General features: G+C 37.3%; 35 protein-coding genes. 1 reads left to right on the top strand and 34 read right to left on the bottom strand.

Annotated features, from left to right (window positions below):
• Positions 1 to 4: 4 nt before the first annotated feature.
• From NY607_RS07070 to NY607_RS07090, 5 genes are all read right to left on the bottom strand, one after another.
• The gene (locus tag NY607_RS07070; protein ID WP_131522673.1) at positions 5 to 1,306 is read right to left on the bottom strand and encodes a PBSX family phage terminase large subunit; all 1,302 of its coding nucleotides are present in this window, start codon (positions 1,304 to 1,306) and stop codon (positions 5 to 7) included.
• Entirely contained in the window at positions 1,293 to 2,105 is an 813-nt protein-coding gene (terS, locus tag NY607_RS07075) for a phage terminase small subunit (protein WP_259419371.1), read from the bottom strand. Before terS ends, NY607_RS07070 begins: the two co-directional genes overlap by 14 nt.
• A gap of 72 nt (positions 2,106 to 2,177) precedes the next feature.
• Positions 2,178 to 2,384 (bottom strand): hypothetical protein, encoded by a 207-nt coding sequence (locus NY607_RS07080; protein ID WP_259419372.1) that lies wholly within the window; start codon positions 2,382 to 2,384, stop codon positions 2,178 to 2,180.
• Between the two features lie 231 nt (positions 2,385 to 2,615).
• Positions 2,616 to 2,819: an Acb2/Tad1 domain-containing protein gene (locus tag NY607_RS07085; RefSeq protein ID WP_036075577.1), complete on the bottom strand. Its 204-nt coding sequence runs from the start codon at positions 2,817 to 2,819 to the stop codon at positions 2,616 to 2,618.
• 20 nt (positions 2,820 to 2,839) lie between these two features.
• Positions 2,840 to 3,085 (bottom strand): DUF2829 domain-containing protein, encoded by a 246-nt coding sequence (locus tag NY607_RS07090; protein ID WP_036075520.1) that lies wholly within the window; start codon positions 3,083 to 3,085, stop codon positions 2,840 to 2,842.
• A gap of 604 nt (positions 3,086 to 3,689) precedes the next feature.
• Here NY607_RS07090 and NY607_RS07095 point away from each other — a divergent pair.
• Positions 3,690 to 4,145 (top strand): hypothetical protein, encoded by a 456-nt coding sequence (locus tag NY607_RS07095; RefSeq protein ID WP_131522014.1) that lies wholly within the window; start codon positions 3,690 to 3,692, stop codon positions 4,143 to 4,145.
• Between the two features lie 38 nt (positions 4,146 to 4,183).
• Here the strand turns inward: NY607_RS07095 and NY607_RS07100 are convergent, their stop codons facing one another.
• The 29 genes from NY607_RS07100 to NY607_RS07240 form a co-directional block, all read right to left on the bottom strand.
• On the bottom strand, positions 4,184 to 4,603 hold the full coding sequence (locus tag NY607_RS07100) for a hypothetical protein (protein WP_227744983.1): 420 nt from the start codon (positions 4,601 to 4,603) through the stop codon (positions 4,184 to 4,186).
• Between the two features lie 369 nt (positions 4,604 to 4,972).
• A complete protein-coding gene (locus NY607_RS07105; RefSeq protein WP_131521418.1) occupies positions 4,973 to 5,305 on the bottom strand; it encodes a hypothetical protein in 333 nt (110 codons plus the stop codon).
• Entirely contained in the window at positions 5,298 to 5,681 is a 384-nt protein-coding gene (locus NY607_RS07110; RefSeq protein ID WP_227744959.1) for a hypothetical protein, read from the bottom strand. The genes NY607_RS07105 and NY607_RS07110 overlap by 8 nt, the downstream gene beginning before the upstream one ends.
• Positions 5,682 to 5,716: 35 nt before the next feature.
• A complete protein-coding gene (locus NY607_RS07115) occupies positions 5,717 to 6,109 on the bottom strand; it encodes a DUF3797 domain-containing protein (protein WP_131521417.1) in 393 nt (130 codons plus the stop codon).
• Positions 6,110 to 6,169: 60 nt separating this feature from the next.
• Positions 6,170 to 6,880, bottom strand: coding sequence for a hypothetical protein (locus NY607_RS07120; protein WP_131521416.1), 711 nt, complete (start codon positions 6,878 to 6,880; stop codon positions 6,170 to 6,172).
• Positions 6,881 to 6,939: 59 nt separating this feature from the next.
• A complete protein-coding gene (locus tag NY607_RS07125; RefSeq protein ID WP_131521415.1) occupies positions 6,940 to 7,164 on the bottom strand; it encodes a hypothetical protein in 225 nt (74 codons plus the stop codon).
• A gap of 31 nt (positions 7,165 to 7,195) precedes the next feature.
• The gene (locus NY607_RS07130; RefSeq protein WP_131521414.1) at positions 7,196 to 7,507 is read right to left on the bottom strand and encodes a hypothetical protein; all 312 of its coding nucleotides are present in this window, start codon (positions 7,505 to 7,507) and stop codon (positions 7,196 to 7,198) included.
• Positions 7,492 to 7,908, bottom strand: a complete 417-nt coding sequence (locus tag NY607_RS07135) for a RusA family crossover junction endodeoxyribonuclease (protein WP_131521413.1) — start codon at positions 7,906 to 7,908, stop codon at positions 7,492 to 7,494. Before NY607_RS07135 ends, NY607_RS07130 begins: the two co-directional genes overlap by 16 nt.
• 77 nt (positions 7,909 to 7,985) lie before the next feature.
• On the bottom strand, positions 7,986 to 8,174 hold the full coding sequence (locus NY607_RS07140; RefSeq protein ID WP_259419373.1) for a hypothetical protein: 189 nt from the start codon (positions 8,172 to 8,174) through the stop codon (positions 7,986 to 7,988).
• A complete protein-coding gene (locus tag NY607_RS07145) occupies positions 8,171 to 8,494 on the bottom strand; it encodes a nucleoside triphosphate pyrophosphohydrolase family protein (protein ID WP_259419374.1) in 324 nt (107 codons plus the stop codon). The genes NY607_RS07140 and NY607_RS07145 overlap by 4 nt, the downstream gene beginning before the upstream one ends.
• Positions 8,481 to 8,675 carry a hypothetical protein gene (locus NY607_RS07150; protein ID WP_258860763.1) on the bottom strand — a complete coding sequence of 65 codons (195 nt, stop codon included), beginning with the start codon at positions 8,673 to 8,675 and terminating at the stop codon, positions 8,481 to 8,483. The genes NY607_RS07145 and NY607_RS07150 overlap by 14 nt, the downstream gene beginning before the upstream one ends.
• Positions 8,676 to 8,687: 12 nt before the next feature.
• On the bottom strand, positions 8,688 to 9,194 hold the full coding sequence (gene ssb, locus NY607_RS07155) for a single-stranded DNA-binding protein (protein ID WP_259419375.1): 507 nt from the start codon (positions 9,192 to 9,194) through the stop codon (positions 8,688 to 8,690).
• Complete coding sequence (locus NY607_RS07160) at positions 9,191 to 9,352, bottom strand: hypothetical protein (RefSeq protein ID WP_259419376.1); 162 nt, start codon at positions 9,350 to 9,352, stop codon at positions 9,191 to 9,193. Before NY607_RS07160 ends, ssb begins: the two co-directional genes overlap by 4 nt.
• Positions 9,349 to 9,588 (bottom strand): hypothetical protein, encoded by a 240-nt coding sequence (locus NY607_RS07165; RefSeq protein ID WP_259419377.1) that lies wholly within the window; start codon positions 9,586 to 9,588, stop codon positions 9,349 to 9,351. Before NY607_RS07165 ends, NY607_RS07160 begins: the two co-directional genes overlap by 4 nt.
• Complete coding sequence (locus tag NY607_RS07170; RefSeq protein ID WP_259419378.1) at positions 9,585 to 9,773, bottom strand: hypothetical protein; 189 nt, start codon at positions 9,771 to 9,773, stop codon at positions 9,585 to 9,587. Before NY607_RS07170 ends, NY607_RS07165 begins: the two co-directional genes overlap by 4 nt.
• Positions 9,766 to 10,239 (bottom strand): hypothetical protein, encoded by a 474-nt coding sequence (locus NY607_RS07175; protein WP_259419379.1) that lies wholly within the window; start codon positions 10,237 to 10,239, stop codon positions 9,766 to 9,768. The genes NY607_RS07170 and NY607_RS07175 overlap by 8 nt, the downstream gene beginning before the upstream one ends.
• 33 nt (positions 10,240 to 10,272) lie before the next feature.
• The gene (locus NY607_RS07180; RefSeq protein ID WP_259419380.1) at positions 10,273 to 11,145 is read right to left on the bottom strand and encodes a DnaA ATPase domain-containing protein; all 873 of its coding nucleotides are present in this window, start codon (positions 11,143 to 11,145) and stop codon (positions 10,273 to 10,275) included.
• On the bottom strand, positions 11,057 to 11,854 hold the full coding sequence (locus NY607_RS07185) for a DnaD domain protein (RefSeq protein ID WP_259419381.1): 798 nt from the start codon (positions 11,852 to 11,854) through the stop codon (positions 11,057 to 11,059). The genes NY607_RS07180 and NY607_RS07185 overlap by 89 nt, the downstream gene beginning before the upstream one ends.
• Before the next feature lie 15 nt (positions 11,855 to 11,869).
• A complete protein-coding gene (locus tag NY607_RS07190; RefSeq protein ID WP_054550340.1) occupies positions 11,870 to 12,097 on the bottom strand; it encodes a hypothetical protein in 228 nt (75 codons plus the stop codon).
• 68 nt (positions 12,098 to 12,165) lie between these two features.
• Complete coding sequence (locus NY607_RS07195) at positions 12,166 to 12,693, bottom strand: hypothetical protein (RefSeq protein ID WP_259419382.1); 528 nt, start codon at positions 12,691 to 12,693, stop codon at positions 12,166 to 12,168.
• Positions 12,694 to 13,011, bottom strand: a complete 318-nt coding sequence (locus tag NY607_RS07200; RefSeq protein WP_259419383.1) for a hypothetical protein — start codon at positions 13,009 to 13,011, stop codon at positions 12,694 to 12,696.
• A 198-nt stretch (positions 13,012 to 13,209) separates the two neighbouring features.
• Positions 13,210 to 14,013, bottom strand: coding sequence for a PD-(D/E)XK nuclease-like domain-containing protein (locus NY607_RS07205; protein ID WP_259419384.1), 804 nt, complete (start codon positions 14,011 to 14,013; stop codon positions 13,210 to 13,212).
• The gene (locus NY607_RS07210) at positions 13,964 to 14,866 is read right to left on the bottom strand and encodes a hypothetical protein (protein ID WP_131522031.1); all 903 of its coding nucleotides are present in this window, start codon (positions 14,864 to 14,866) and stop codon (positions 13,964 to 13,966) included. Before NY607_RS07210 ends, NY607_RS07205 begins: the two co-directional genes overlap by 50 nt.
• A gap of 69 nt (positions 14,867 to 14,935) precedes the next feature.
• On the bottom strand, positions 14,936 to 15,172 hold the full coding sequence (locus NY607_RS07215) for a YqaI family protein (protein ID WP_259419385.1): 237 nt from the start codon (positions 15,170 to 15,172) through the stop codon (positions 14,936 to 14,938).
• Positions 15,169 to 15,378: a hypothetical protein gene (locus NY607_RS07220; RefSeq protein ID WP_259419386.1), complete on the bottom strand. Its 210-nt coding sequence runs from the start codon at positions 15,376 to 15,378 to the stop codon at positions 15,169 to 15,171. The genes NY607_RS07215 and NY607_RS07220 overlap by 4 nt, the downstream gene beginning before the upstream one ends.
• Positions 15,379 to 15,660: 282 nt before the next feature.
• Positions 15,661 to 15,903 (bottom strand): hypothetical protein, encoded by a 243-nt coding sequence (locus NY607_RS07225; RefSeq protein WP_259419387.1) that lies wholly within the window; start codon positions 15,901 to 15,903, stop codon positions 15,661 to 15,663.
• Positions 15,900 to 16,418: a helix-turn-helix domain-containing protein gene (locus tag NY607_RS07230; RefSeq protein WP_103118608.1), complete on the bottom strand. Its 519-nt coding sequence runs from the start codon at positions 16,416 to 16,418 to the stop codon at positions 15,900 to 15,902. Before NY607_RS07230 ends, NY607_RS07225 begins: the two co-directional genes overlap by 4 nt.
• Positions 16,419 to 16,598: 180 nt before the next feature.
• On the bottom strand, positions 16,599 to 16,955 hold the full coding sequence (locus NY607_RS07235; RefSeq protein ID WP_237898392.1) for a hypothetical protein: 357 nt from the start codon (positions 16,953 to 16,955) through the stop codon (positions 16,599 to 16,601).
• A gap of 40 nt (positions 16,956 to 16,995) precedes the next feature.
• Positions 16,996 to 17,934 carry a PDDEXK family nuclease gene (locus NY607_RS07240; protein WP_237898393.1) on the bottom strand — a complete coding sequence of 313 codons (939 nt, stop codon included), beginning with the start codon at positions 17,932 to 17,934 and terminating at the stop codon, positions 16,996 to 16,998.
• Between the last annotated feature and the right edge of the window lie 2 nt (positions 17,935 to 17,936).

Consider the following 17,936-nt stretch of genomic DNA (forward strand, 5'->3'; position numbering starts at 1 on the left):
CTTATCACCTACCTCTGTAACCAGCATTCATACCTTTAACGTTTGTTACCTCATAATCATCAAGGCCATACCACATAGCACTAAATGTATGAGGGTCAATATTAAACTCTCCAGGTATTGCTTTGCCGTTCTTATCTTTTTTCTGTGTTAGGTTTTTCAACTCTCTGATTGTATTTGGGCAATCCTTTGAAACAATTATCTTTTTAAATCGCTTCATCTTCTTAGTATTTTCAACCCTCGTTAGCTTGTAACATGGTAAAATACGAAATCCTCGCTGTTGTAGATAGACAATTGTTTTAGCTTCAGCGTTATCACCTTTAATCATTACTTTCTGTAATCCTGCTTTCATCATGTCCTCAGCAATCTCGGGGTCTGTTTTACCCTTGGTGTAATACTCCCAAAAGATATATAGCCATTTCTCTTCAATGTCTACTGCCATACGCACAATTGCGTTATATGAATCTGAAAAACCAAAGTCCATGCCGTTTTTATATACCTTGTCAGAAGTCAGTTGAGCTTGTACATCAGCACTATCCCATACTTCTAATTGAGGTAATATCTTCTCGCCATTCGCTCCAAACTTACCCTCTCTGGCTACTCGATGTAGATCAGGATCATAGTTCTTCATGTCGTCTAATTCATCGATATACGATTGCGGAAGGAACATGTTATCGTCTGCTTTTGAGTGATGGTAATACGTTGTTTCAGTTTTGATTTCCCTTAACTTGTATAACTCTTCATCATTTAATGTTGTTTTTTCATTTTCTTCATCCACAAAGAAATGAGTGTATATCCAGTTGGTTTCATCTACTGGGTTTGAAGATAAAATCATGTGTAACGATAAATTACGATGACGTAAACGACCAACTAGCTCTTTAAAACCCTCATACTTAACTTCGGAGGCTTCTTCTACCCAAATGATGCTGATATCATGGATAGACTTTAATTTCGCTGGTTTATCCATCCCTTTAAAAATTATCCTTGAACCATTACTGAACACTATCTCGTATGGACTCTCTTTAGCCCTTGCCTTGCCTTTTGCAATGCGTTTTCGACCTGTATCATCCAATCTATCCAAAGACTCTAAAATGTCCTTAAACAATGCGAAGGTACTGTCTTTATGCGTGTCATAAACTTCACGTATTACTAAGACCTTTCGCTTTTCCTGTAAACACTTTAAAACGAGTTTTAAGGCTACATGATAAGATTTCGAGGAACCGTATCCACCAATAAGGAATTGAAACTTTTTTGTCCAATCCATTAGGAAGTTGCCGAAATGAGGGTTTATCTCCTTATTCACTTGCATCTGAATCCCTCTCAGTCTTGTGTGTAATAACGATTTCTAAGGTATCATCATCACCTGTTGGCTCTGTAATTTTCTCTAACTCGGCTTTTGTTTTTTTGATGTTCAAACGCATTTGCTTAAGCTTCAAGCGACGCTCATCATCAGCATCAGCCATTTCAACAAATTGACGAATAGAAGAACGCAACTCCCCAATTGCTCTAGATTGAGCAGTGAGTAGTTGCGCCTGTCGTTCCCATGCGAATTGAAACTCATATTCTTCTTCTGTTACAGCCTTTTCTACGCCTCCGCCATCTTCTTTAGAACGTGGATAGTATTCGTATTTAGCCTTTTTGAGTTCTTTAATCATTTCATCTTTTGATTCAACATGCATAATTCGTTGAGCCCTTATGATTGCAGCATACTGTATCTGTATTTGATCCCAGATTAAATCGGCTGGAGAACGCTCGTTCATCGCCTCCATGATTTCGAGTGTTTCCTCTGGTAGAAACTTCGAGAAGAAGCCATGTTTCTCTGCGATTGAGTTGCGTTTCGGAAACTTAGGTGTTGGATTGGGATTGCCTCTGTTTCCCTTAGCATTATCATTGCCTTTTGGGGCTCCAACTTTATTTGGAACGTTCCGTTCATTTGATTGGAGCGTTCCATTCAATGTTTCATCCCACTTATCTTTATTTTTCCACCCTCGGACGGTACCTTCACCTTTACCAAGTTGTACAGCAATATCTTTAAGTGGGATATCACCGTTATGTTCTTTATAAATTTCAAATGCTTTATCTCGATTAGGATCTCTCGCTCTAGCCATATCTCATAAACACCACCTCCAGAATTCAAAATAAAAAAGCCGCGTTCGAATGAACGTGACTTTTAAAACATATTACTTCTGTTCAGTTATAACTACTTTTGCAATTTCTGTTACCCTAATAAATTCTGCAGAATTTTCAAAAGTGATTTTAACACTAGAGCCTTCTTTCATTAGTTTTCCTATGTAATCTTCAACTTCTGAAAAATCTTTATATTCCTTTACGCATTCCCCTAACTTATAACCATTATTAGAGTAAAACTCAATAATATATTTTTTCATCTTCTTCACCTCCTATATAATCCAATCATAACCCAGAAGATGAAATATATGTAATAACTTTTTGCTCTCAAAACCACACCAAACTCCGCCCTATCGGTTACTAGTGCATGACAGTCTTTTTCGATATCTAATATTCCTAAGATACTTACTCACCCGTAAACCAGTCCTTTTTATTTGTATGGCTGTTTGATGCAGTTTTCAAAGCAAAAGAAAAAGCCCTGTAAAGGGCTCTTAATTACGTGCAATTGAAGCGTTAGCCCACATTACAGCAGTTTCTAGGTTAGTCATAGCAACTGATTTTTCACGGCTATTAGGACATAGTTCGTCAATCATGTGTGCTAGCTCTTTCGCTTTTTCACGAATAGCCTCATACTTTTCTGGTTGTCCCTCTTTAGGAGCGTGGTACATAAAGTTATTTTCAATTTGTGGATTAATATAGTCACCTGGTTTCAACATTATTCAACTACCTCCCAATCCTCTGATAACATGTCTGTTTGCGAAGCTAACCAAGGAACTCGACTTTTTGGTGCATTCTCGTTGTCTGTTTGCAGCCCTGTCGTATCGATGTAGATGTATGGGTGAGTCATTTTAGAATGTGTATCAGGTACTTGTAATTCAAGGAAAATACCTTTACCGTTCCATCCTTTACGAGCTGCTTTCTTGCCCTCTTTTAACGCTTCAATTGCTTGACCGAATTTCATTTATTTTCTCCTTTCAAATACATAATAAAAAGCCCCATCGCATTGATGAAGGCTTTTTCCTATTGTGATAATCCTATTGTCGAGAGCTCACTTTTGACATCGTGGCAGAGCGTACCACGTTATTTCGTAATTGTGTTTTAGATTTATAGTGCATTTCCGTGTACTTTGAAGCTATAGTAAGTTTGTTTTAGTAAGTTTGACTGAATTCTATGGAAAGTGGACGAAGTTCACATATAAACCACTCCTTCAGTTTTATTAGCCTTTTATATTAATTAAGATACCTAATCTCTTAAAAAATACGGGCCGGCCGTGTATGTCTTGCTCCGAACAAATTTATGGAGCGCAGGTCGGTCGTCGGTCTGTCTATCCCTAATATTTAGGATTTTATAAATACCAGGTGAAGAAAGATTTACCTGTCCGACCTCCCCTCCATTTTACACTCTATATTGCTTAAAATGATACGTTTGGAACATTTGTAACACTTGGCACATTTGTAACATCTGGAACATTACACTTTATGCACAAATCACTATAACCCCTATTAAAAATTAGAAATATCTGCTAAATTTAATATTATAAAGGATAAAACAGGAGAGATCTAAGTATGAAAAAATCTAATCACATTTTTATATTGATCGGGGTAGTATTATTAGCGTTATTTTTTGTTAACGATAAAAATTTAAACTTACAATCTTCAGGGCAAGTGATTCAACAAGATGACCCGTTCTCTGAATTTAGAAGCGATGGTACACAAACAGACTTAGAAACAATAATAAAAAAAGAAACAGACCAATTCATGTATGAAAACTATGGTAGTGTTTTCAAAACAACGTGGTACGATTCGATTTCTGCCTCATCAACAATGATTAATAAACATGGCAAGTACTTTGTAGTCCAATCTAAAAGTAGTGAACATAACGCTCAAGCAAAACAATATGCACAAGGGTTATTAAGTTATTTTAATATGAAAACACTTGATAAATCATATAAAGTTGATAGTGTCTTATTAATTGATCAAGATTATAATATTTTATTTAAATCAGAAATCGTTAAGTGGTGACCAGACTTAATTTATAAAAAAGTGAAGCAACCCGAAGGTCACTTCATCATCATATCAATAACACGTTCTCGCACTCGCTGTACGCTTGTATGGCTCATATTAAGTTTTGCACCTATCCAACGGAAAGGCATGCCTTCTAGTAACCAATAAAGCACTTCTTGCTCTATGTCGCCAGCTACCTTGCTTGTTAAATTTTGAACCATAAGTAGTTCGTCTTTAATCTTGTTAATTCGTACTTCGCGCGCTGCTCTAATTTGTACATGTGCATGTACTGGATCACTTGTGCTTCCAGCGGCTTTCGGCATTGTTGCCTCAATACCATATTGTGCTGTAGATGCAGCAGCAGTTAATGAATCAAGCTCGTCCTTCATTCTCATGTACTTACACATGTTGTCATGGTACTTCTTAATTGCCTTGTCTAGCTGGTAGCGATTTAGTTGTGTTTTCTCTTTTAACATTGGGTTGCCCTCCCGTGTTATAATAATGTTGTAAGCACCGTCAAAGGGCATAAACCAATTCGAGCTGTAGCGTGTGATGACGCTGCGGCTTTTTCTTTTCTAAAACTACTAATATGCTATAATTTGGTTAAAAAGGAAGTAGATAAATTATGTTCGATTTTATTATTGGAATATTAGAAATTATGGCTAAGATTATTTCAGTTATATGGGATGTACTTGTTTTACCATACAAGCTAATTTGGATAATTTTAGTTATCGGTATTCTAGCTAAATTTTATTTTAAAAAATCCCGAATTAACTAATCCTTAAAGTTTGGTAGGTAAATCCCCGCCAAACTTTTTTCGTTATTTCCTCATATTGTGCAGTAGTCTACGCTGGAATCACTTTACCTTTGTAATAATTAAATTCCTTGAATGTGTCACGATAACGTTTGGATAACTCACGATCACCATTAGTTAAGAGTATTTCAAGTTTTTGTGCATTGCCTTCTACAGTAAAGTTGGCTAATTCTTCAAACAGCATTGTTGTTGAAGCTAAAATTTCATCCTTTTTATCAATCACTGTATATACGCAACCGCAATCAGAACCAGCAAAAACAAAACGTAATCCCACATGGCGTACTACATAGTCAAATTCATCATTAGGAAATCGAATAATATCTCCTATTTTCAAATTGTGTAATGCGTGTTTTGGCTTATTCATTTCTCTCGCTCCCTCTTGGCTTAAATTCACCAATATCTGTACCAACTGAACCTAAATACATCTCACGATCATGTTCCCAACATTTTTTACACATTTTTTCACCTGGTACAAAATCCATTAAATGCGGCCCACTTAATTCCGTTGCTATTTCACCGCACCAGCCACACTCACCGCCATTTTCATATTCAGCCATGATTTTATCTAATTGCTGTTGTGTCAGTTCAACTTCTGTGAATGCCACCGCAGTAGCAAGCTCGCCAACATCGTAATAACTTGGTTTACCATCGTACCCATAGGACTCTGAATAGTCCTCTGTCATTTTGTTTAAATCTATAACAAGACGTTCATTTACGACTTTTAAATTAAATTTCGGCATCCCTTTTCCCCTTCCTGAAACTGCACATTTTCTTTCTAGTAAACACTTGCTGCTGGCACTTCCAAAGCCCATTTGCGACCTTCAGGGCTATTAAGCCAAGCCTCAATTTTTGAATTATGATCTATTCTCTTTACACCTGATTTTTCTTTAAGTTCAAGCAAAGGTAAGTATTTATGAGCATTTCGACCATGTATACGCACTTCATAAACACCTCCTACTAATTTTCCACTTCTACGCTGTGTTAACGTTGCTACATGTTTGATTCTTTGATCTACAGTTACAGACCAACCACATTTACAACTTCGTGTAAAGATGTCATCTTCAATTATTAAAGCCCCTTGTGATGGTTCTCCTCCTACCTTGTCGTTACCACACTCTGGACAAGTTGAGTATTTTTTTGTTAATTCCATTGCATCTCTCATATCCATTTATTTTCTTCCCTTCTGAACAATATGTTTCTGTTGTGATTGTTTAATAATTTGAAGTATTTATGCCTTACGCAAGGCTCGTATCTCTCGCGATAATCCAATATATTCATTCCAATATTCCTCACGATAATCTTCTTTCATTTTGAAATAACGTTCGTTATCCTTTACGAAAACCTCACACCACTTTTGATTCCACTTTGCTTGTAAGGTTGCTACCACTGACGGCTTTGGTGCTGCATAATGCGTTTGCACCTTTAAAAGTACTTCTTCAATCGTTAAACCGTCTTTATTCATGTATAATGCATGTTTTATTTTGTCTATAGTGTTTTTATATGGTGTAATTGATTCGCCACCTTTAACGCCACCAACATTTAAAACGTCTAGTTCTTCATCGATATAATCAGCAATTTTAAACCGTTTAGCACTTCGCTGACGCTTGCCCCAAAAATAAATAGACACTTTGTTGCGGTACGCTTTTTCATCGAAATAAATTAAACCTATTTCTAAGTGCTTCAACCAATCTAGGATTAATTGAGCGTGATAGTGTTTCGGCTTTGGAACTAAAATGAACATATAATCGACTAAATGTTTACGTCTTTCTGCTTGTTCAATTACTTTAAAATTAAGTGTCGTTTTCATTTCAATGCCAATGTACACATTTCCATGCTTGCCGACTACATCTAAATCTACTACCTCAGCAAACACTTTTTCACAATTCATTTCATTAGATAAAAACTGTTTTAATGGTTCAAATAAGTCTGATTCTTTCATTGATAAACTCACCTCATTTACTCAAAAATTAGTTTCTTTTACTGCACAATATCTTTCAATTACACCTCTAATTGCTTTAATTTCATGTTCCAAAGTTCTGCAATTTCTTTTGCAACATCAATCTCAAAATCATCAAAGATATAGGCGTTTTCAATATTCCTTGTGAATGTATAATGCCATCTAATGTCAGAATCATTAGCGATATATTCGGATATGATATCTGGTAATTCGCCTCTTATTTTTGGGGGTGTCATATAACTTTGATAAACAAGGTATCGTACCATATTAGATTCACCCTATTTCGCATTCTCTTTTTCAACTATTACTCAACACTGGCTCTTTATTCTTTTTAAACTCCTCAAACCAATCATCATAATCTCCATCCAGCTGTTTTCCTATTAATCCATGCTTTCTTGGTTTGATTACACCTAGTAGCTCCAAATCCATAACTATAAGAGCAGCACTGACCTTATGAATGTTCAACTTGCGATAAATCAGATTAAGAGAGAAATCAGCTTCCCACATACCAATGAATTTTTCGATCTGTGCATGTGTGAAATCCAGTTGCACCATTTCATGTTCTTCCTGTGAAAATAAGATGTATCGATTCTCTACTTTTGGTGCCATTCAATCGTCACCTCTGCCCTCGGATTATCCGAATACCACTTACGAGCAACTAACTCTGTCACTTGGCTGTCATCACGCCATATAACCTTGCTTAGACCGTCTTTAATGCCTTTTGCCAGATTGTCGATGTCTGGTTTAGTTGTTGGTCGCAACTCACCATTTAACGCCTGCTGTAGCTTTTTCTTGCTATTGCTGATAGCTTTTGGCATCTTACGATAAACATCGATAGTTAGCTTTATATCCTCTGTAATTAGTGATTCTGGTGCATGCTCTGCAGCTACTAGTCTCACGAATGATTTATAGTCTTTGGATTCTTTTGGATCGAATGTACCATTTCTTGTTACTCGTGGTCTTTGTTGTGCCTGCACATCTCCTGGTATTTCAAATGTGAGTACGTTCATGTTTGCCCTCCTGTCAGCACTCTTAGAAGTCTGCTGATAAAACAACCTAATGCCGTTCAACCAGCAGCGTGTATGAATTAACCGTTCTCTACTATATTTGTTACTGTTCCTGAACCACCTACATAAAGATTTTTGGAATCCCACACTTCACCACATACTGCGCAGCATCTTAATTCTTTGTTGCACTCTACCATTGTTAAGCTTTCACATTTATTGCAGCCATAAATTTCTACTTCTATTCCACCCATTACTTCACCAACCTTCACTCATTTTCTGCTCGATTAATGCTTGCCTCAGTACTAAATCCATCTGGATAGCGCTTTTTTAATTTCTCGATATTGGCTTCTGCAATTTCATCTAATGACAAACCTGCCAATCTAGCGATATTTGCTAGATACCACATAACATCACCTAATTCTTTCTTAACCTCCACATGATCAATAACATGACCATGGAACATAGCTTTTTTAATTAAATCTGCAACCTCTCCAGCCTCACCTGCGATACCTAGACCATAATTAACTAGTTCATTATCGTGTTGAGCTGCTGTTCTTGTTGCTAACAATTGATATTCATTTAATTTCATGTTTACGCTCCTTCGCTAGCCATTTTTTCTCTACTAAAATTTGATATGGATACTTTTCATTTTCATAAAACTTAACCGCGCTGATTGGCACATAAGCTGCCTGTTCTTGAAACTTAATTTGCTTCTGTAATTCTCTAAGTGTTCTGCCATACAAAATTTTGCGCTTTTGTGTATTTGACATATAAATCACTCCTTAGAACGGAAGATCTGATTCATCAACTTCCATCGGCCCCTTACTATTAGCAAACGGATCTTCATCTGCCCTTGTATAACTCGGCTGGTTGTTATTACCGCCATAATTGCCCTGTGGAGCCCCTTGATACTGTCCACATGTATTTGTACTAGATTCGTAGTTTGATGCGCCCTGTGAGCTTCCTGTGCTGTTTCTTGGCTCTAAGAATTGGATACTGTCTGCTACAACATCAGTAGTGTAGACACGCTTTCCATCTTGCCCCTCATAGCTGCCTGTTTGGATTCGCCCTTCCAAACCTATCAAGTTACCTTTCTTCATGAAGTTTGCTAGATTCTCGGCCTGTTTACGCCACGCAACACACGCGATAAAGTCTGCCTGCTGCTCACCTTCATTTTTGAACGGTCGATTCACTGCTAATCGAAACTTACAAGAGGCGATGCCTGACGGTGTAAACCGTAACTCTGGATCAGCAACCAATCTTCCAACGATGACAGTACGGTTGATCATGGCTTACACTCCCATCGATCAATAACTTGTCCTAAACATTTATGGGCCTTGCTATAAGATTCATCGTTTAATTCTTCAATTTTGACTCCTACAGATGAAGCAAGACGCTCGATTACCTTTTGTGCTTCTTTCAATGTTATTAAGTCCTCGAATGTCATGCTGAAACCACCCTCTTATCCCACTTCTCCGTGATTCGATAACCTTCTTTCTTCAAAGCTTTGAAATCTGGATGCATCAACGGAACCATCGTCCATATTTTTATTCCATCTTCGAACTTGAACATAGTCACATACACGTTGTACTGGTTATATTCAGATGGCTTTTGCACCTTAACTTTCGCTACTGACTTACGAGCTCCAGGAATATCAATAGGGATACCGTTACGTCGTCTCATGCAGCCATCGCCCCTTCCATTTTAGAAATCAGATAATCCGTAGCCTCGTCAGCATCTTTCAGCCCTACCAAAGCTCTCAATTGCTCCAAACGTTTATAAGCCATGGTTTCGTTATGCTTGCCTCCAAAGCGTTGATGTTGCCCTAAATACAAAATGATTTGATCGATTAGAAATTGTTCATTCATGAGCTACACCACCAAGTGCTTGACGTGCCTTTTCGCCTAAATCAACTGCTAAATCAGTTTCTTTATTCATGTGAGCTATAATTACGTATTTACTTAAATCACCATAAAAACAAAGCGTTTCGCGAAGCCGTTCATTTTCATTTTTAGTTTCCTTTAACATTTCACTAGCTTTAAACGTAGCTTTTTCCATAATTTCATAGCATTTTTCAGTTTGTTCTAGTCTTTTTTGCAACCTTTCAACCTCTGCAACAAGCGCTGGCACATCTGTAATTGCATGTTTAATAAACTCTGTATCACCATCATTCAAACAATCGTAAGTTTCGTTACCTGTTTGGCAAACTGCGTAATCCTCATTAGGATTGAATATACCGATATGTCCTTCTGCTGTTTCTTCACTTTCCCACGGTCCTGGTGTAGCCTTAGCCACACGTTCTTTAATGGAATTCAACTGTGCTTGATTTATCATCCTGTCACCCTCCATCAAGGGGCTGTTGCCCCTCTATCGATTTTCAAAAACCTTGCGTAATCGGTAATTTACTTTCATATCCTTTGGAATCGTTACCGTGAAATCCTGTGCCATTTCAAACAGCCTGCTTGTTAATGCCTCGTCGATGTAGAGCATGTCATCTAATGACAACTCGCTTGATATAAGCAACGGTTTATTGTTTAGGTAACGATAATTGACCACTTCAAAAATGGATTCAGCTTGCCATGGTTTCACGTCAACCTTCCCACCAATCGGCTTGAATAGATCATCGATAAACAGGACATCAATTTCCTTCATACGGTCCATGATTTCGTTTTTACGTTCAAAGTTGTTAGCAGCTAGATTGTTCATGCCATCCTTATAAGGAAAGTAGAGAACTGGCACTTGCCTTGTATGAATCAGATAGTTTGAGATAGCTGTTAACAAATGTGTTTTGCCACAACCAGGTTGTCCAATTAACATGATGCTGTTTTGGCGATAGCCTTTAATCTGATCAAATGCTGCATAGTACTGATTGGCCTTACTTTTCATTTCAGCAACCTTTGGATGCACACCCTCGGTCGAGAAGTTTTTAAAACTCATTTTCTGAAATTCTTCTGTAATTTCACTAGATTTGATTAAGCGATTAAGCTGACGCATTTTAGCGCACTCACATTGTTGCCATTCGTCCGAATCATACTTCAAGGTGATTTCTATTAACTGATCTTCATCACGTACTAGCGTTGTTTCTCCAGCTTTCTTACGAACCAGATAACCACCTTCGTCCTTACATTTAGGACAGTTGTAAGCAGGTTCTTCAGTCGCTACAGTAGTCTCCGAAAACGCTTGGCTTTTGGCTTTGAGCTTGTCCATAATTGCTGCCATTGGATCGCTTAGTTTCTGCATTAATCTTCACCTGCCAATCTGCGTATGATTTAACTCCTTTTTCAGTGGACCAATTATGAAGAATACCTCTTACATACTCAACACTTGATTTACCTAAGTCTGCAGTAAGCTTGATTGCTTCGATAATGAGTAGGTAGTCAGGATACAGTTCTAGGAGCATGTCCATTTTTTTATGATCCGTAAAGTTACTGACTCGTATTATTGAATCAAATGAATTTTTAATCTCCAAGAACGGATTGACCGACTGACTCTCTTCTCTCTCTGTCAGTACTTGGTTATTATCAGTATTTGGTTTATTCAATACTTGGTTATTATCAGTACTTAGTAGTCTGCTGTTTTGTACATCTTCATTTTGTACATGTACGTTTTGTACTTCTTCATTCTCTACATGTACAAAACCGCAAAGTAGAGAATCCTCTTGTGGAACTTCATGAACTATCGTTTCCCAACTTGCAATGCGTTGCCCTTCGCGTACAGGTTGACGTGTAACGTATCCATGATCTTGCAGCTCCTTAAATCCAGCCCTAAAAGCTCGCTCGCCATCAGTAGAGTGTGTCACTAGTTCCTTCATGTGAAACACCCAATCGTCAGGCATTGAAAGCATGTATGCCATTATGCCTTTAGCTTTCCAAGATAGCCGGTTATCGTTCAATGCCGTTCGATTCATCACTACATAGTTGCTGTTCTTAGCTACTCGGATGATGCCCATTTGCCCTCACCTCTCCTAAAATGGCAGTGGTGTGCCATCTATAAATAAATCACTAACCTTTTTATTGTGAATCACAGATTCTACTGCCAGTGTTTGAAGCTCTTTGTAAGTTGCATTATTAATTTCTTGGATAAATTTAAAAGCTGTATTTGTATCTAGTTGTTGATTGGTTCTTCGAGCTATAATTTCATCCATTATTACTTTCCGAATATGTTCAAGTTTTAATTTAAAGACTTTGTTCAAGCTCAACCCTCCATATTTTCAATATTCAAATTTTTAATAACAGATTTATTCACAAACAGAGTTAGTGACTATAAAAAGTCTGGCAAAGCCTCAACTGCTCCCTCTGCATCTTCGTCACTCATCGAATTTACTTCTTCTACTGACAATCCATGGAAAATTAGAACCCCTTTTGTTCTGCCGTATTTACTTGTAAGTTCATTAAACTCTCGTTCTACTTCTGGAGGTAAAATATCAATTAAAACAGGTTTATCGCATAACCAGTAATCTGTTGCATATCCAGTTGAAAACGCTGCATCTAACTTGCTTTGGAACTCTTCCACTAATTCACTTTTATTAATAGAGTCCCAAGCTCTTTCATCCCAATCTTCGTACATATCACAAGCTTCATTTTCAATGTAACTTTCTATCATTCTTTCAGCACTTGGTATCCACTTTTGGCGAACAATTGTACACCAATTACTACTTTCATGATGTGACTCACCTAGCTCTAAAATCTCACGTTTCAATTGAGCTACCGTGTATACTGTGCTTGATTCTTCAATTGACACCTCTACATCATCTGCTAATTCTGATAATTTCACTGTTTCTGTTGTCATTCACTTTACCTCCAAATATTTGTTGTTTTTTTGTTTTTCCATTAGGTAATACAAGCCATCTCTTGGGTCCCACACTATGCCAGATAACTTCAATTGGTTATAGGAACGTTTGAAAATATAGTCAATGTTCTCTCCAACCTTCAATGTCCCATCAGTTTCAAGATGTTTATTAGGTATCCAAACATTTTGGTTTGTACCATTCAAAGTGAATCTTTTTGCTTTAGCGTGTTTATAAGCCCTTTGAATAACTTGTAATGGGATGCCTTTGTAATATTGAACTTTTAAATTCAATTTCTGATCTTGTCTATATAGATTCATTTTTTGACCTCCTATAACAGTCCGTCCTGTCTCTCACAGATTGCCAAATTACCACTAACCTTGAGTACCCTATAATTTGGGTACCGTCTCATATAATCCAGCACCAAGCGCCTGATTTCATCGTTATCCTTCGCCTGCTCAAATATCCAAGCAGGCAGTAACACCTTCGTTGGTACATTGTTCATTCAGCAGCACCACCTAATCTAGTAGATACTCAATTTCAAATGTGCCACTAAGTTTCTTAGTCCCTCGGCAATATTCGCACTTATCACATCGATGTGCATTTTTACGCCCTAACTTTGCATCTATGATGCTTGGCAACATCGATTGAACATATTCTTTCTCGAAGTCAAAACGCCCTGAATCGAAGTGTAAAACTGCTTTATCGGGTGGCGATTCTTTTGTAACTGCCACAATGTATGGATCATAGTAACGCCCTGTATTTTGAAAGATGATTTCTCGATACACCCACATCTGCAGCACATAATCAAAGGCTTGTACAAACGAAACCCAAGTATTATACTTCTCGCTCCAGTAACGCTTTCGAAGTTCCTGTGTGCTTTTTAAATCGCTGAAAAATCCACGATCATGATTGATGTTATCGACTTTAATTTTCCACTCTACTCCGAATAGTTCACCTGTATAGATGACTTCTTTTTCGCCTTGTAAAGCGAACATGCAAAACTCGTCATTTTTGATGGTCTCAATCATGTCATCTGCTTTTTCATAATCCTTGTATTTCCCACCACGGCTGCCGTAAATGCTGTCGTGGTTCAGTTCTAGAAATTCAGTAAATGCCACATCACTTTCAAAGGCTGAATGAAGATAAGAACCAACCATTAGTGCTGTAGAGGGAGGACGAGAAAACTCGCCCCTTACCTCTGCAAATGTTCTAGCTTCACACTCCATAGCGCTTTTAAACTGAGATACTGACATATAGTGTTGGTTTGCCTCATTCGAGTGGTAATTCTGGCTGTTCAATTGGAATGTCGTTTGGTGCATCTGATTTCACCTCTATTTTTGGCTGTTCATGTGATTTTTCAAACTCGGTTGCTAGTCCGCTAGATTTTTGTTTTCCGACATCTTTATCAAACCAATCTTCAACCTTTGACATTTTGTCGCATAATGAATTGTAGATTTTACCTAAATCAATATAATCTCTCTCAGTAAAAGCATTAATGCTATATCCAAATCGTTCTTCAATCATTTCTTGTGTAACTTTGAAATATTCTTTTAACAAATTTAACGCTTTTGCTAGACGATCTTTTAATGGTTCCGAGTTGTTTCCTTCTAGTGTTTGATTACATTCTTTAATAGCCATTTCTACAACGTCACCAGGAATGACTCCCATAATACATGCACGTAATCTACGAGCCCCATCACTAGCTACACGTTCATATATGTCCCTTGGATCAGTTAGTGTCTTTAAACCATTGCGGGTTCCAATGGCATGTTTCACTGTAAATACTTTTTCCTGACGTACATTCGTTTCTAAATCCCAACAATACGCCATTGCTACAGATTCACCGTTTTTTTGCTCCAATTCTTTGATTCCGAATGAAAGATTACCCCAATTTTGAGCCAAAACTTCTGCTAATCTTATAGATGGTCCTGACACCATTGTTTTACCTTTTGGATAGTTATACATTGCAGTCTCAGCTAATGATTTTCGTTTACAAGCATCTAAAATACGACGCTCTGCTTCTATATAATTTCTCGGAAACTGTTTTGCTAGGAAAATAGCTCCTTTCACTTCTTCCATTTCGCGAGAAGCACTAGCATGAGCTAGTGTTCCTCCTGCTTGCGGTTGTTGGTAGGAAGATGGATTATTGAACTGTTCTGCTAAGTTACTCATTGAAATTCCTCCTGTAGTGCGCTATAATTGCGCTAAATAATTGATTTGTAAGCCACTCTGCCAAGTGGTTTATTTTTTTGTGCAAAATACTGCATTGTAATGTTCCTCAAGATACGTGTGAATGTTATCCATGTGAACGATATCACCGTTTTGAAACTCCATGAAATCATCATTGAAAACTATTAAACTGCCATAAACGTCACGAAAATCTCTTTTCATTTCTACATAACGGAATGTTGGTACATTATTTACTGGCTCAATTGTTCCTAACACCATTGGATTTTCAACTTCCATAAGTTGTCTCACGCTATTGCCTCCTTTTGTTTTCGTAACACTTCTGCATAAGATGCTGTGACAAAGCTTGTGTAACGCACATTGTCCTCTACAGCTACTAAAGTAAGGATGATTCCTGAGAACTCACTGATAATGTCATAGTCAGAAAATCGTTCCTCAAATACTTCGGTTTCTAACCTAACCTCACGCATTTTCGGCTTGAATTGTGCAATACTCATGATCTTTCACCTTCTTTCTGATGGCATCCCATCAAGCAACCAACAATTTTGGCAAAGCAAATCGTAGGGAGACGGCAAATTGCTGGCTGCTTGACGGAAGCGAGATAACTCTCGCAAACGTCGAAACTTGTGATATAATAGATTTGTATATGTTGTCTGCTGTTTAACAGGTGGTGCTGTTAAGCAGCTTTTTTGTATTCATTTAGCCTCAATAACACCCTCTTATCACAGAAGAAATGTACATATATTAACCTCTGCTTTAATGTCATGTGTCGCCACGCTCTAGGCTTGATGCGCAAGTTTCTTCACCACCTGAACAAGTATTCCTCGTTGGTTTAAATCAGCAACCGTTGCCCATAACTCTTTTCGCTTATGAAGTTTCTCTAGTTGATCCAATGAATTATGTAGGTCTCGTTCTAGTTGTTTTGCTATGTTGAGTTGACCCTTGCGAGCAAGCATTCTGATTTCTACTGTTAAATCTTCGATACATCTGATTTCACGCTCTATTTGTTCCTCTATATTCATTTGATAAAGCCTACCTTTTGAAGATATTTGTAATGATCCATCCAAACCCCTGTGTAACTAATACCAAGGTGCTCCGTGGTTACTGCGATAAAGTTCGCTAGTGCTGTAGCTGCCTCCACCGCCTCTTCGATCATGTCCATAATGTTTTTTCGCTCATAATGTTCAATGGCATCGCTTGGTTTGGCTAGGCTTGTACTAGTTATGGCATCCAAGGCTTCTTGGAGTTCTTCTATTGTTTTCTCACGAACACTACAGCGATGGAGGTCTACGTTTGGGCCGTTCAAGTAAATAGGTCCTGTTCCTGTATACTCATGCTGCACTGCTAAAGCAAGCTTCGGATTATCAAACCGATTAACCAGTGTTCTACTAATATCCGATGGCACTTTAGCACGGCCATTTTCATATCGAGAAAGCCGTTCCCTTCCAACACCAATGTCTAAGCCAAGACTTAGCTGTGTCTCACCACCCCTTAATTCTTTTATTACTCCCCCAACTGTATTTTCAGTGACATTCACATTTACCACCCTTTCTATTTAATTAAGGTCACATTTCAGTCTAAAGTTAACTTGGTTGCAACCATCAAGTTTCAGTAATTTGTGTATAATAATGGTTAAGAGGTAGATTTGCCCCTACCTCATAGATTTCTACTAGATTGGTAGTTTGATTTACATTGAGGCCATTTGCCCTGGCCTCTCCTATGCTCTTAATAATCTAAGTCTTTCATTTTCACTCACATAGATACCAAGACGTGAGTTCATGTATGACACATTATTGTTTTTCCATGCCAATACTTTGTCTCTTGGATAACGAGCACTTAATGCTAAACACTTTGGAAAGCCATCCATGCGAATTATTTTTTCTACTGTTGGTAATTCGCAATTGAATATTTTAGCTACATCTTCTTTTTTTAAGTTTGGTGGTAGAGAATTTTCGAATTTCGCTTTTTCTATCTCTCGGCCATCTTCTACACCCTGCTTATATGCTTTTTGAAACAAATCAGCTAATTCAGCGTTTAATAACGCTTCTTTTAGTTCATCTATTGTTAGATTCATAGTTTCGCCTCCAATCTCAAGCGCTGGTATAGCGCCTATCTTATTCGTTAGAAACTTTTTTTAAATACTCATTTGCAGCATGTAGGAAACCTTTCGAAGTATCGATGCCGTTTTCTTCTAAAATAACTAACAATTTTTCAATTCTTTTTTCATTCAAATCCGAAGTTAGACTTGTAACAGATTCTATTATTTCAAGCGATTTTTTCATCTCTTTGTTGAAATCAAACAGCGGATCATAGAAGCTGAACAGAGTTACACCTCCTACATCTTCTAAATACTCATCGAAAAGATTCGAGTTTGATCTGGTCACTTTTTCGAAATAAACGCCCATCGGATAAGAATCTGTTTCTTCTTCTCTAACGAATGAATAGTTGTAACAATCAACATTTAATTTTTCTGCTATTTTCAATACGTCGTCACTGATTTCTTTGGCAATTAAACAAACCCTTTTGATATTTTTGTCAAAAGAATATTCAAATGTTTGATAAACGTCCTTCCTCTTTGCTTTGCCGATTTTCAATTCTAAAGCGAACTGGCCGTTTATCGAAATATCAGATCTTCCGAACCCTAAGTATTCTTGTCTTTTAATGCTTTTTTCATCACCGTAATAATCAATGAAATCTTTAAAAATCATGTTTTCTAAATCCTTTTCGAAACGGAAATTTTCTTTTTCAATTTGAATTCTTTCATCACAGATTAATAAATTTTTATAATTGCGACCAAACAAGATTTCTTTTTGATTCTCTTGATGCAACTTATATTCTTCATCTTGAACAACGACTCCGTTATACGCATCAATGAAAATTTCATAAGCATCGAAACTGGATTGTACGAGCAAATATTTTGCATAAGCATGGCAATATGAAACGAACGTTGAAAAATTTTGTTTTTTACCAAAAACTCTGAAATATTCACTCTTATAATGTGGGTGCATCATATTTATTACAGCTAAATACTTAATGTTGATTACATTAGACATTT

Origin of the sequence: Lysinibacillus sp. A4, from assembly GCF_024919535.1 — a bacterium.
In the GTDB taxonomy this organism is placed as follows: Bacteria; Bacillota; Bacilli; order Bacillales_A; family Planococcaceae; genus Lysinibacillus; species Lysinibacillus capsici.